This window comes from Micromonospora sp. NPDC093277, assembly GCF_044765245.1.
Lineage (GTDB): Bacteria > Actinomycetota > Actinomycetes > Mycobacteriales > Micromonosporaceae > Micromonospora.
On sequence record NZ_JBIWJO010000004.1, the window covers coordinates 418578 to 432386 of the forward strand.

11 protein-coding genes are annotated in these 13809 nt (G+C 72.4%); 9 read left to right on the plus strand and 2 right to left on the minus strand.

The annotated features are described in order from the left end of the window. Positions 1-88 precede the first annotated feature (88 nt). Positions 89-274: a PspC domain-containing protein gene (locus ACIRG9_RS12240; RefSeq protein WP_402854070.1), complete on the minus strand. Its 186-nt coding sequence runs from the start codon at positions 272-274 to the stop codon at positions 89-91. A gap of 384 nt (positions 275-658) precedes the next feature. Here ACIRG9_RS12240 and ACIRG9_RS12245 point away from each other — a divergent pair, with 384 nt between their 5' ends. The 9 genes from ACIRG9_RS12245 (at position 659) to ACIRG9_RS12285 (ending at position 13086) form a co-directional block, all read left to right on the plus strand. Next, positions 659-2029, plus strand: coding sequence for an L-serine ammonia-lyase (locus ACIRG9_RS12245; protein ID WP_402854073.1), 1371 nt, complete (start codon positions 659-661; stop codon positions 2027-2029). Between the two features lie 64 nt (positions 2030-2093). After that, positions 2094-2921 (plus strand): ABC transporter permease, encoded by an 828-nt coding sequence (locus ACIRG9_RS12250; RefSeq protein ID WP_402854076.1) that lies wholly within the window; start codon positions 2094-2096, stop codon positions 2919-2921. After that, on the plus strand, positions 2918-3664 hold the full coding sequence (locus tag ACIRG9_RS12255; protein WP_402854079.1) for an ABC transporter ATP-binding protein: 747 nt from the start codon (positions 2918-2920) through the stop codon (positions 3662-3664). Before ACIRG9_RS12250 ends, ACIRG9_RS12255 begins: the two co-directional genes overlap by 4 nt. Continuing rightward, entirely contained in the window at positions 3661-5652 is a 1992-nt protein-coding gene (locus ACIRG9_RS12260) for a DUF5941 domain-containing protein (RefSeq protein ID WP_402854081.1), read from the plus strand. Before ACIRG9_RS12255 ends, ACIRG9_RS12260 begins: the two co-directional genes overlap by 4 nt. A 16-nt stretch (positions 5653-5668) precedes the next feature. Beyond that, the gene (locus ACIRG9_RS12265; protein WP_402854083.1) at positions 5669-7858 is read left to right on the plus strand and encodes a CDP-glycerol glycerophosphotransferase family protein; all 2190 of its coding nucleotides are present in this window, start codon (positions 5669-5671) and stop codon (positions 7856-7858) included. Between the two features lie 146 nt (positions 7859-8004). Further along, positions 8005-9309, plus strand: a complete 1305-nt coding sequence (locus ACIRG9_RS12270; RefSeq protein WP_402854086.1) for an ABC transporter ATP-binding protein — start codon at positions 8005-8007, stop codon at positions 9307-9309. A 143-nt stretch (positions 9310-9452) separates the two neighbouring features. Then, complete coding sequence (locus tag ACIRG9_RS12275) at positions 9453-9920, plus strand: DUF4442 domain-containing protein (RefSeq protein ID WP_402854089.1); 468 nt, start codon at positions 9453-9455, stop codon at positions 9918-9920. A gap of 47 nt (positions 9921-9967) precedes the next feature. After that, complete coding sequence (locus ACIRG9_RS12280; protein ID WP_402854092.1) at positions 9968-10717, plus strand: HAD family hydrolase; 750 nt, start codon at positions 9968-9970, stop codon at positions 10715-10717. Beyond that, positions 10714-13086, plus strand: a complete 2373-nt coding sequence (locus ACIRG9_RS12285) for a glycoside hydrolase family 65 protein (RefSeq protein WP_402854095.1) — start codon at positions 10714-10716, stop codon at positions 13084-13086. The genes ACIRG9_RS12280 and ACIRG9_RS12285 overlap by 4 nt, the downstream gene beginning before the upstream one ends. Before the next feature lie 142 nt (positions 13087-13228). Here the strand turns inward: ACIRG9_RS12285 and ACIRG9_RS12290 are convergent, their stop codons facing one another. Then, positions 13229-13408: a hypothetical protein gene (locus ACIRG9_RS12290; protein WP_402854097.1), complete on the minus strand. Its 180-nt coding sequence runs from the start codon at positions 13406-13408 to the stop codon at positions 13229-13231. Positions 13409-13809 lie beyond the last annotated feature (401 nt).

Below are 13809 nucleotides of genomic sequence, written 5' to 3' on the forward strand. Positions count from 1 at the left end.
GGCCCCGGCGCCAGGCGGCGGATTCGGGGAGAGTGCTGCTTCAGCCGCGAGCGGAGGCGGCACTTTCCCGATGTTCGGCCGGAGTGGGTCAGGACTCGTTGGGCATCAGGATCCACAGCACCAGATAGATGATCACCTGGGTGCCGGGCAGCAGCAGGGACAGCAGGAACAGCAGCCGGACCAGGTTGGTCGACAGGCCGAACCGTTGGGCCAGGCCGGCACAGACCCCGGCGACCATGCGCCCCTGGCGGGGCCGGACCAGTTTGCGACTCATCGTCGTACTCCCACTCTGCGGCGATCCGCCGCGCTGGTTCCAGGTTAGGAACGGCAGCGACTCCCGCCCTCGCCCCCGAGGATGATCGCCCGCTCCCGCACCCGTAGGTGCTTACCCCACCGGGTCTCGCCGCGGCAAGATCGTGCTCGATCCTGGATCGAGCGCCCTCCCGGCCGCTCCGTGGCCACCACCTCCGCACTGGGGCGGGCGTGTGACGGCGCGGCGGGGGGTGCGCCTGCCGGGCCGCGGGCAGGTCCTGACCTGGGCAGGTAGGCTCGCCGGTCGGGCGCCCACACCCCGGGTGCCGCCCGCCGCCCCGGACCGGGAGCGGCACATCCCGGGCCGGACCCGCACGACGGGTACGACGGCGAGGAAAGTGCAGTCATGATCAGTGTTTTCGACCTCTTCAGCGTCGGCATCGGGCCGTCCAGCTCGCATACCGTCGGGCCGATGCGGGCCGCCCGCACCTTCGTGACCGGGCTCAAGGCGGACGGGCTGCTCGCCGACACCGTCCGGGTGCAGGCCGAGCTCTTCGGCTCGCTCGGCGCGACCGGGCACGGCCACGGCAGCGACCGCGCGGTGCTGCTCGGGCTGGAGGGCGAGGCGCCGGAGACGGTCGACACGGACTCGGTCGGGCCCCGGGTGCAGCGGATCCGGGCCGATCGGCGGCTCAGCCTGCTCGGCACCCACGAGATCGACTTCGACCCGGACCGGGACCTGGTGCTGCACCGACGCCGCTCGCTGCCGTACCACCCGAACGGCATGACCTTCGCGGCCTTCGACGCGGCCGGCGACCAGGTCCGGGCCCGCACGTACTACTCGGTCGGTGGCGGGTTCGTGGTCGACGAGGCGGCGGCCGGGGCGGACCGGATCAAGCCGGACACCACCCAGGTCCGGTACCCGTTCCTGACCGGTGCGGAGCTGCTGGCGGTCACCACCGGCAACGGCCTGTCGATCAGCGAGGTGATGCTCGCCAACGAGCTGTCCTGGCGCAGCGAGGCGGACGTCCGGTCCGGGCTGCTGGACATCTGGCGGGTGATGCGGGAGTGCGTCGAGGCCGGCTGCCAGCGGGACGGCGTCCTCCCCGGCGGGCTGAAGGTCCGCCGCCGGGCGGCCGAGCTGCGCCGCGGCCTGGAGGCGGAGGCCGACGCAACCGACCCGCTGCACGCGATGGACTGGGTGACCCTGTTCGCGCTGGCGGTCAACGAGGAGAACGCGGCCGGCGGCCGGGTGGTCACCGCGCCGACCAACGGCGCCGCCGGGATCATCCCGGCCGTGCTGCACTACTACACCCGTTTCGTGCCCGGCGCCTCCGACGAGGGCGTGGTCCGCTTCCTGCTCGCCGCCGGCGCGATCGGGGTGCTGTTCAAGGAGAACGCCTCGATCTCCGGGGCCGAGGTCGGCTGCCAGGGCGAGGTCGGCTCGGCCTGCTCGATGGCCGCCGCCGGGCTCGCCGAGGCGCTTGGTGGCACCCCCGAACAGGTGGAGAACGCGGCCGAGATCGGCATGGAGCACAACCTCGGCCTCACCTGTGACCCGGTCGGCGGCCTGGTGCAGATTCCGTGCATCGAGCGGAACGCGGTGGCCAGCATCAAGGCGATCACCGCCGCCCGGCTGGCGCTGCGCGGCGACGGAGTGCACGCCGTGTCGCTGGACAAGGTGATCAAGACGATGCGGGAGACCGGCGCCGACATGAAGGTCAAGTACAAGGAGACGGCGCGGGGTGGCCTCGCGGTGAACGTGATCGAGTGCTGAACCCGATGGGGTGATGCGGCGCGTCCCGGTGCCGACGGTGGGTGGCGTGCGCGAGGATGGGACGGTGACGACAGGCGTCGCCGCGCTCTGGTCGGCCCGCAACTCGCTGCGCATCCTGGTCAAGCGGGACCTCGCGGTGAAGTACCAGCAGTCCGTGCTCGGCTACCTCTGGTCGCTCATCGAGCCGCTCGGCATGGGCCTGATCTACTGGTTCGTCTTCGGGGTGCTCTATTCCGGGGCCACCCGCCGGCACCTGGGCGACGCCGCCGGGTCGTACCCGCTGTTCCTGGTCACCGGCATCTTCGCCTGGATGTGGGCCAGCTCCGCGCTCAACGAGGCGACGAACGCGCTGACCGGGCAGGCCCGGCTGATCACCACGATGAACGTGCCCCGGCAGGTCTTCCCGATCGGCCGGGTCACCGGTCGCTTCGCCGAGTACGCCGCCGGCCTGCCCATCCTGGCCGGCATCGCGGCGATCTACGCGGCGCACGGGAAGATCCACGTCGGCTGGACCCTGCTCGCCCTGCCGCTGGCCGTGTCGGTGCAGTTCGTCCTGCTGACGGGGATCGCGCTGCTGCTGTCGGCGTTCAACGTGCTGATGCGCGACATCGAGCGCTTCATGCGGCTGATCATCCGGGTGCTGTTCTACGCCACCCCGATCATCTATCCGCTCGGCCTGGTCCGGGGCTCCGGCATGCCGGCCTGGGTCAAGTTCGGGTACGAGCTGAACCCGCTGGTCGGCATCTTCCAGCTGCACCACTCGATCTGGTATCCGGACGAGTTCCCCGACGCCCGGCTGCTCACCATCACCGTGCTGGGCAGCCTGCTGGTGCTGGCGCTCGGCTGGTGGTCGTTCCGCCGGCTGGAACCCGCCGTGCTCAAGGAACTGTGATGACGGCGATCATCGAGGCGGAGGGGCTCGGCATCCGGTTCGTCCGCAACCGGCGCCGCCAGCTCCGGCTGCGGGAGCTGATGATCCACCGGGGCGGGCGGAACAGCACCGCCGGCCAGTTCTGGCCGCTGCGGGACGTGTCCTTCCGGATCGAGCCCGGCGAGACCGTCGGGGTGATCGGTCGCAACGGCACCGGCAAGAGCACCCTGCTGCGGCTGATCGCCGGGGTGCTGATCCCCGACGAGGGCCGGATCCGGGTACGCGGGACGGTGGCCCCGCTGCTGGAACTCTCCGCCGGCTTCTCGAACGACCTGACCGGCCGGGAGAACCTCTACCTGGTGGGTGGGCTGCACGGGCTGTCCACGGCGTACCTGCGACGGCACTTCGACGAGATCGTCTCGTTCGCCGGGGAGCAGGTCGAACGCTCCATCGACACCTCGGTCCGCCACTACTCGTCCGGCATGAAGGTGCGGCTCGGCTTCGCGGTCATCGCCCACCTGCCGCATCCGATCCTGTTGGTGGACGAGGTGACCGCGGTTGGGGACGCGGAGTTCCGCGCGAAGTGCTATGCGACCATCGAGCGACTTCTCGCGGAAGGGCGCACACTCGTGCTGGTGTCACACAACGAAAAGGACCTCACCCGGTTCTGCCGCCGAGGGCTCTATCTCGACGGCGGGCGGCTGACCGTGGACGGGACGATCGACGAGGCGCTGCAGGCCTACGCCAGCGCCGCGCAGCGGTGACGCTCGCGATCGTGCTCGCCGCCGACCCGGCCGCGAGCCTGATCACCCGTGCCGGGCAGCGACTGGTCGACCGGCTCGTCGGGCAGTGGCGACGGGCCGGGGCGAGCGACGTGCGGGTGGCCGCCGACCTGGCCGAGTTGGCCGCCCTGGTGGCCGGCGCGACCGGCCCGGTGCTGGTCAGCGGGGCCGACCTGGTGGCGCACACGGCCGTACTCCGGCATCTGGCGACCAGCCCGGTGGGGCCGACGGTGGCCCTGGTGCTCACCGACCCGCCCGCGCCCGGACAGGTGCCGGTCCGCGAGGAGCGCGGCCAGGTGGTGGCCGTCGGCGACCCGGCGGGCGCGACCGGGGTGTTCGGCAGCGCGCTGCGCGTCGGCGCGGCCGACCTGCCGGCCCTCGCCGCCGCGGCCGAGGCGGCAGCCGGCGCCGCACCGGGCGTGCCGACGGCGGCCGGGGGGCCTCCGGCGGGTCCGGTGGGCGCGCTGGACCGGCTCTTCGCCGAACTCACCGCCTGCGGCACCCTGACCTTCGCCCACCGGGTACGCCTGCTCGTGGCGCACCGGGTCGGCACCGCCGCCGAGGCGGACGCCGCCGAGGCGGCCGTGGCCGCGGTCGACGAGGACAGGGCCGAGCTGCGGCTGTCGGTGAAGGAGCGGGACGACTTCTTCACCACGTTTTTCGTCAGCACCTGGTCCCCGTACGTGACGAAGGCCGCCGCCCGGCTGCGGCTCAGCCCGACGGCGGTGACCATGATCTCGGTGGCCTTCGCGGTGGCCGCCGCACTGCTGTTCGGGGCCGGCGGGCGGCCCGCGCTGGTCGCCGGGGCGGTCCTGCTCTATCTGGGCTTCGTGCTGGACTGCGTGGACGGGCAGTTGGCCCGCTACACCCGGCAGTTCAGCGCCTGGGGCGGCTGGCTGGACACGATGGCCGACCGGGCCAAGGAATACCTTGTCTACGCCGGCCTCGGTTACGGCGCCACGCACGCCGGCTTCCGTTACGGCTGGGCCCTCGCCATCGCCGCGATGACGTTGCAGACCGTGCGGCACATGACCGACACCTGGTACGGCGCGCTGCACGACGAGGCGGCCCGGCTGCCCCGCCCGTCGACCGGGGAAGCCGGGGGCATCGGTGGGCGGCTGAACGCCGCCTCGACGAAGGTGCAGGCGGACACCGGCTCGGTGTCGTACTGGCTGAAGCGGACCGTGGTCTTCCCGATCGGCGAGCGGTGGGCGCTGATGGCGTTGACCGCCGCGCTTTTCGGCCCGCTGGTGGCGCTCTGCGCGGTGCTGACCTGGGGGACGCTGGCATTCGCGTACACCGGGGCGTTGCGGACCCTGCGGGCGTGGTGGATGCGGGTGCCGGTGCTGGCCACCGTCGACGCCACGCTGCAGCGCGACGACGGGCCGCTGGTGCGGGGGGTGGCGGCCGTCCGCCGGCCCGGCCCGCTGGCGTTGGCGGTGCTCGGCGCGCTCAGCGCGGTGGCTCTGTTGCTCTGGGCGCTGCTCACCGTGCATGCCGGCGACCGGCTGCCGGGCTGGGCGGTGCCGGTGGCCCTGCTGGTGCTGCTGGTCGCCGGGCTCGGCGCGCGGGCGTCGCACGACGGGCCGTTGGACTGGCTGGTGCCGGCCGCGCTGCGGGCCGCCGAGTATCTCTTCGCCATCGCCGTCGGGGTGGCCGGCCGCGCACCCGCCTGGCTGATCTTCGGGTACGTCTTCGTGCTCACCCTGCACCACTACGACCTGACGGCCCGGCTGGAGAAGCGGCAGGCGGCTCCGCCGCTGCACCCGTGGACGCTGGGCTGGGACGGGCGGTCGGCACTGCTGGCGCTGGCGGCATTCGCGGGATTTGCCAGCATCGCCCTGATTACACTCGGTGCGTACCTTCTCGTAGTTTTCGTCGCGAGCGTGGTCCTCGCCTGGGTGGTCCTGCCGGCCCGCGCCCCACGGACGCCGGTCCCGGTGGGTGGGGGTGACCGCTCGCCGGGCTGACGGAGGGCCGGCCGGGATGACCCTGATCAGCTTCGTCGTACCGGCCTTCGAGGTGCAGGGGTACCTGCGGGAGTGTCTCGACTCGATCCTCGGCCAGCCCTACGGCGACCTGGAGGTGATCGGGGTCGACGACGCCTCCCCGGACGGCAGTGGCGAGATCCTGGCCGAGTACGCGGACCGCGACCCCCGGGTCCGCCCGGTCCGGCTCACCGAGAACGTGGGGCTCGGTCCGGCCCGCAACGTCGGGCTGGACCGGGCCGCCGGCGAGTACGTCTGGTTCGTCGACGGCGACGACTGGCTGGTCCCCGGCTGCCTGCCGCACGTGGCGAGCCGGCTGGTCGCCACCCGGCCGGACGCGCTGATCGTCGACCACGTCCGCGCGTTCTGGAACAACGTGGGCACCCGCAGCGCCATGCCCGAGGTGTTTCCGGAGCCACCCGGTACGGAGACGTTCCGGCTGCGGGACCGGCCGGAGACGATGCGGCTGCTGCACACCGCCTGGAACCGGGTGGTCCGGCGGGAGTTCCTGATCGAGCGGGGGCTGCGCTTCGAGCCCGGCTGGTACGAGGACGTCTCGTTCAGCTACCCCGTGCTGATGGTCGCCGAGCGGATCGGCGTACTGGACCGGATCTGCCTGAACTACCGGCAACGCCGGACCGGGGCGATCACCCGTACCCGGGGGGACCGGCACTTCGAGGTGTTCGCCCAGTGGCACCGGGTGTTCCGGCTGATGGACCGGTGGGGGCCGGCGGTGGCCGCGCTCCGCCCCGGCATCTTCGAGCGGATGATCTGGCACTACCTGACCGTGCTCGGCAACGGCGAGCGGATCGCCCCCGAGCTGCGGCCCGCGTTCTTCGCCCAGATGCACGACGACTACGTACGCTTCCTGCCGCCCGAGGGCTACCCGGTGCCGGCCGGGCTCGACGGCGTGAAGCACCGGCTGGTGGCGGCCGGGCGCTGGCGGACGTTCAGCGCCCTCCGCGCGGCCCACCAGACCGAGGAGCACGCCCGCCGCTCGGTCCGGCGGGTCCGGCGGCGGGTGCTGCCGGTGGCCCGCCGGGCCGCCGGGGCGGCCCGGGACGGCCTGCTGGGCGAGTACTACCGGGCCGAGCTGCGCCGGCCGCTCGACCCGACGCTCGCCGTCTACGCCGCCTACTGGTATCGGGGGTACGCCTGCAACCCGGCGGCGATCTACGCCGCCGCCCGCCGGCTGACCCCCGAGGTACGCGGGGTGTGGATCGTCCGGCCGGACCGGGTCGCCAGCCTGCCGCCCGGCGTCGAGTACGTGGTCGCCGGCACCCGGGACTACTACCGGGTGCTGGCCCGGGCCCGCTGGCTGGTCAACAACGTCAACTTCCCGGACCACGTCCGCAAGCGGGCCGGCTCGGTGCACCTCCAGACCCACCACGGCACGCCGGTCAAGGTGATGGGGCTGGACCAGCAGCGCTATCCGCTCGGCGCGGTGGGCATGGACTTCGCCCGGCTGCTGCGCCGGGTGGACCGGTGGGACTACAGCGTCACCTCGAACAGCTTCTCGACGCAGATGTGGGAGCGGGCGTACCCGGCCAGGTTCACCGGGTTGGAGGTCGGTTATCCGCGCAACGACCGGCTGGCGCTGGCCACCCCGGAGCAGTGCCGCCAGGCCCGGGCGGAACTGGGCATCGCCCCGGACGAGACGGTGTTGTTGTACGCGCCGACGCACCGGGAGCACCTGCCGGGCTGGCGGCCGCCGTTCGACCCGGACCGGATGCGCGAGGTGCTCGGCCCGTCCGGGCGGGTGCTGGTGCGCAGCCACTACTTCCACGACCGGGACCGGCGCCCTCGTGGCGCGGTGCGCGACGGGGTGCTGGACGTGAGCGCCCACGAGCGGGTGGAGGACCTGTATCTCGCCGCGGACGTGCTGGTCACCGACTATTCATCGGCCATGTTCGACTATGCCGTGCTGGACCGGCCGATCGTCGTCTACGCCCCGGACTGGGACGCGTACCGGGTGACCCGGGGCGTCTACCTCGACCTGATCGCGGAGTCGCCGGGCGCGGTGGCCCTCGACTTCCCCGCCCTGCTCGACGTGTTCCGTTCCGGCGCGTTCCGAGCGGAGCGGGCCGAGCAGGCCAGGCAGCGGTTCCGGGCCCGGTTCTGCGCGCTCGACGACGGCCACGCCGCCGAGCGGGTGGTGCGCCGGGTCTTCCTCGATGAACCGGCCTAAACCGGTTCTGGGCCGCGACCGGGCTGTCGGGTCCGCCGTAATAGGGCTGTCACGAGCCGAACATGGCACGTTTACCCGATGTGCTAATTCGATGATGTTGGTCACAGTCATCTGCGGGTTTCGGCCGAGAGCTGGGGAGGGAGACGGTGACCACCGTCGCGCTCAAGGATGTCACCAAGGTGTTCCAGGACGGGACAGTCGCGGTCGACACCATCAATCTGGATGTCAACGATGGCGAGTTCATGGTGCTGCTCGGCCCCTCCGGCTGCGGCAAGTCCACCGTGCTCCGAATGGTCGCCGGGCTGGAGGACCCGAGCACCGGAGCGGTCCTGCTCGACGGCGAGGTCGCCAACGACCTGCCGCCGCGGGAGCGGCGGATCGCCATGGTCTTCCAGGACTTCGCCCTCTATCCGCACATGACCGTCGGCGACAACATCGGTTTCCCGCTGCGGTTGGCCGGAATCGAGCCGGGCCCGCGCGGGGAACGGATCCACGACGTGGCCGGCGCTCTCGGCATCGGCGACGTGCTCGGCCGCAAGCCCAGCCAGCTCTCCGGCGGCCAGCGGCAGCGGGTGGCGATGGGCCGGGCGATCGTGCGCCGCCCCGGGCTGTTCCTGATGGACGAGCCCCTTTCCAACCTGGACAGCGGCCTCCGCGCCGAGCTGCGCGCCGAGATCTCCGGGCTGACCCGCGAACTGGGCGTCACCACCATCTACGTCACACACGACCAGGCCGAGGCGCTGACCATGGCCGACCGGGTCGCCATCATGCGCAAGGGCGTGCTCCAGGACGTGGGCACGCCCACCCAGGTGTACGGCCGGCCGGCCACCCTCTACGTCGCCGCGTTCCTCGGCAGCCCCCGGATGAACCTGCTGGAGGCGTCGGTCTACGTCCACCTCGACCGGTACGTGGCGCTCAACCTCGGAGAGCAGACGCTCTACCTGCCCTGGGACGACATCCGCAGCCGGGCCGTGGCGCACTACCACGGCGAGCGGATCGTGGTCGGGATGCGGGCCGAGGCGCTCACCCCGGTCGCCCCGGACTCCGCCGGCCACGTGCTCCAGGGGCGGATCCGCTACCTGGAGCACCACGGTCACGAGTCGCTGGCATTCCTCGACATCGGCGCCACCGCGATCATGGTGGACGAGATGGGCAGCTCGGCGGAGAACGCCGTGCCCGGCCAGCGGGGACTGCGCCGCTTCGGGCAGGTCGTGCAGCGGTTCGCCGGCCGGGCGGTGGAGTCCCCGCCCCCCGCGCAGGTCGGCGGAGGTAACCGGACCAGCGTGCTTCCCGACCCCGGTCGGCACCACCGCCGTCCGGCGGAGTTGGCCGTCCGGCTCGCCCCGTACCCGGCGGTGTCGGCGGGGCACCCGCTGGCCGTCCAGGTGCGCATGGACGCCCTGCACTTCTTCGACGAGCGGGGCGACCGGATCGACGTCGGCTGGCGCTGAGCGTGCAAGGAAGGGCGCCTGGTTAACGTTTCCGGTATAGGAAGAGCCCCTTTTAACACGCCTCTGGCGGGGTGCCGATGGCTGGCGACGCGAGCGGAGCAGGCGGCCTTGCCCAGGTGGTTACTGGCGAGTAGCGTGCGGGGATGTCCGTCGACTCCCGCCAGGTGGCGGCCGGCCTGCTGGAGGCCGTGCCGTTCGCCCGCACGCTCGGTATCGAATTCGTCGAGGTCGCGCCCGAGGCCGAGGGCGGAGTACGGGCCGTCGTCCGGCTCCCCGACGCCCCGGAGCACCGCAACCACGTCGGCGGTCCGCACGCCGGGGCCATGTTCACCCTCGGGGAGACCGCCTCCGGTGCGGTGGTGCTCGCCGCGTTCGGGCACGTCCTCGACCGGGCGGTGCCGCTGGCCGTGACCGCCACCATCGCGTACCAGAAGATGGCGCTCGGGCCGGTGCTGGCCACCGCCCGACTGGCGTGCACCCCGGCGGAGGTGCTCGCCGAGCTGGACGCCGGGCGGCGTCCGGAGTTCCCGGTCGAGGTGGAGATCGGCACCGAGGACGGCGTCACCACCTCGACGATGACGGTGACCTGGACGCTCCGCCCGAATCGCTGAGGCCCGAACCGGGTTTACCCGGGCGGTCCGCTGGATAGGGTCGTACCGTGCTGGGTCTACCCGCTCACGTGACCGCCTGTCTCTTCGATCTGGACGGTGTGCTGACGCAGACCGCCAAGGTGCACAACGCCGCCTGGACCGAGACCTTCAACGCGTTCCTCGCAGCCCACGCGGCGGCCACCGGCGAGCCGTTCCGCCCGTTCGACCCCGGACCGGACTACAACCGGTACGTGGACGGAAAACCGCGCGCCGACGGGGTGCGATCATTCCTGGCCTCCCGCGGGATCAGCCTGCCCGAGGGCACGCCGGACGACCCGCCGGAGGCGGAAACGGTCAACGGGGTGGGCAACCGCAAGAACGTGGTCCTGCTCAAGCGGCTCCGCGACGACGGGGTCGAGGTCTACCAGGGCTCGGTGCGCTACCTGGAGGCGGCGGCCCACGCCGGGCTCCGCCGGGCGGTCGTCTCGGCCAGCGCCAACGCCCAGGCCGTGGTCGAGGCTGCCGGGCTGGACCGGCTGCTGGAGGCCCGGGTGGACGGGCTGGTCGCCCGCGAGCGGGGGCTGCGCGGCAAGCCGTACCCGGACACCTTCCTCGCCGGTGCGCAACTGCTCGGGGTGGCGCCGGCACAGGCCGCCGTCTTCGAGGACGCCCTCTCCGGGGTGGCCGCCGGAAAGGCCGGCGATTTCGGGTACGTGGTGGGCGTCGACCGGGTCGGCCAGGCCGACGACCTGCGCGCGCACGGCGCCGACGTGGTGGTGACCGACCTGGCCGAACTGATGACGGAGGCGGCCCGATGATCCGGGAACGGGCGTATCCGGTCGAGCCCTGGCACGTCCGGGAGACCCGGCTCGACATGGACGTGCTGGCCCAGTCCGAGTCGGTGTTCGCCCTCTCCAACGGCCACCTCGGGCTGCGCGGCAACCTGGACGAGGGCGAGCCGCACGGCCTGCCCGGCACCTACCTCAACTCGTTCTACGAGCTGCGGCCCCTGCCGTACGCGGAGGCTGGCTTCGGCTTCCCCGAGTCCGGCCAGACCATCGTCAACGTCACCAACGGCAAGCTGATCCGGCTGCTCGTCGACGACGAACCGCTCGACGTCCGGTACGGCGAACTCCTCGCCCACGAGCGGATCCTCGACCTGCGGGCCGGCACCCTGCACCGGGAGCTGCACTGGCGCTCGCCGGCCGGGCGGGAGGTGAAGGTCCGCAGCACCCGGTTGGTGTCGTTCACCCAGCGCACGGTCGCTGTGATCAACTACGAGGTCGAGCCGGTCAACGGGCCGCTGCGGCTGATCGTCCAGTCCGGGCTGGTCGCCAACGAGACCCTGCCACCGCAGAGCCGCGACCCACGGGTCGCCGCCGTGCTCGAGTCTCCGTTGCAGGCCGAGGAGGAGCTGACCACCGCCGACGGCGGACTGCTGATCCACCGGACCAAGGTGAGCGGGCTGCGGGTCGCCACCGCGATGGCGCACGAGGTGCACGGCCCCGAACGCACCACGATCTCCTCCGAGGGGTACGAGGACTGGGTCCGTACCACGGTCGGTTGCGTGCTCCAGCCGGGCCAGACCCTTCGGGTGGTCAAGTACCTGACGTACACCTGGTCCAGCCGGCGGTCGCTGCCGGCGCTGCGCGACCAGGTCGGCGCGGCCCTCGCCGCCGCCCGGCTGGACGGCTGGGAGGGCCTGCGCCGGGCACAGCGGGAGTACCTGGACGAGTTCTGGGACGCCTCCGACGTGCGGGTGGAGGGCGACCCGGAGGTGCAGCAGGCCGTCCGCTTCGGGCTGTTCCACGTGCTCCAGGCCGGCGCCCGGGCCGAACGCCGGCCGATCTCCGCCAAGGGGCTCACCGGCCCCGGGTACGACGGGCACGCGTTCTGGGACACCGAGATGTTCGTGCTGCCCGTGCTCACCTACACCCAACCGAACGCGGTGCGCGACGCGCTGTACTGGCGTCACTCGACCCTGCCGCAGGCGCACGACCGGGCCCGGACCCTGAACCTGCGGGGAGCCGCCTTCCCGTGGCGGACCATCGAGGGCCCGGAGTCGTCGGCGTACTGGCCGGCGGGCACCGCCGCGTTCCACATCGCCGCCGACATCGCCGACGCGCTGCGGCGGTACATGCTCGCCACCGAGGACGAGACGCTGGAACGGGAGATCGGCCTGGAGTTGCTGGTGGAGACCGCCCGGCTCTGGCGGTCACTGGGCCACCACGACCGGGACGGGCAGTTCCACATCGACGGGGTGACCGGCCCGGACGAGTACACCGCGGTCAAGAACGACAACATCTACACCAACCTGATGGCGCAGCGGAACCTGCTGACCGCCGCCGACTGCGCGATGCGGCTGCGGGACCAGGCACTCGACCTCGGGGTGACCGAGGAGGAGGCGGCCGCCTGGCGGGACGCCGCACGCTCCATGCACATCCCGTACGACGAGGACCTCGGCGTGCACCAGCAGGTGGACGGGTTCACCCGGCTGCAGGAGTGGGACTTCGAGCACACCCCACCCGAGAAGTACCCCCTGCTGCTGCACTACCCGTACTTCGACCTCTATCGCAAGCAGGTCGTCAAGCAGGCCGACCTGGTGCTGGCCATGCACTGGCGGGGCGACGCGTTCGACGGCCCGCAGAAGATGCGCAACTTCCTCTACTACGAACGGCGGACCGTCCGGGACTCCTCGCTCTCCGCCTGCACCCAGGCGGTGATGGCGGCCGAGGTGGGCCACCCCGAACTGGCGCACCGATATCTGCGCGAGGCCGCGCTGATGGACCTGCACGACCTGAACGAGAACACCCGTGACGGCGTGCACATGGCCTCGCTGGCGGGTGCCTGGATCGCCCTGGTCGCCGGCTTCGGCGGCCTGCGTGACCACGAGGGCATCCTGTCCTTCTCGCCCCGCCTGTCCAGCCGGCTGAGCCGCCTGGAGTTCTCGCTCCAGTGGCGTTCCCTGCACCTGCGGGTCGATGTCCGGCCCCACCAGACGACGTACTCGCTGCTGCGGGGCGACCCGGACACCGTGCTGGAGCTGCGGCACCACGGCGAACCGATTCGGGTCACCTGCGACCAGCCGGTCACCATGCCGGTGCCGCCGGCCGACCCGACCGGTCCCACGCCGGAGCAACCGCCCGGCCGGGCGCCCCTGCTGCACCTGCCGGAGAACGCCAGCTGACCCGGACCGGGGTGTCCGGGTGTGTCGTGGGCTGCGCCGGGCCCGTCCGGGTGTGTCGTGGGCTGCGCCGGGACCGCTGGGTCTGTCGCGGGCTGAGCCGGCCCGGCCCTGGTGATACAGGGCCGGGCCGTCCGGGCGTAGGTCAGAACTGGCGGCCGTTGGAGGGTCGCCCCTCGGCGTCGCGGGGCGCCATCGCCCGCGGGTCGTCGGCGGTGCGCGCCTGCGCTGCTTCGTCCGCCCAGTCCCGGGAGCGCTCGGCGTCCTGTTCGCGGCGTTCCCGCTCGGTGTCCTGCTGCCGGGACCTGTTCTGCTGCTGGGCCATGACGATCCTCGCGATCCGTCGGGGCGCGGCTGCGCCGGTCCGTGGGTCACTTAGCGCCTTCCCGGTCGGCGTGCCGGCAAACGGCGGCTCGCGGTGTCCCCTGCTCGGGCTGATCAACTTCGTGTGCGGCACATCGCGGCATCGTGGGCCATGGTCAACTTCGTGTGCGGCACATCGCGGTCTTCGAGGCCCGGGAGACCGCAATGTCCCGCATGCGGAGTTGATCAGCGCGTGGCCCAGCGCGCGGCTCAGCGGGCGGGCCGAGCTGGGAGACCGCGATGTCGCGTATGCGGAGTTGATCAGCGCGCGGCTCAGCGGGCGGGCCGAGCTGGGAGACCGCAACATCGCGTATGCGGAGTTGATCAGCCCTGCCCTAGCCGCCGCGCGAGCTGGGGAGGTGA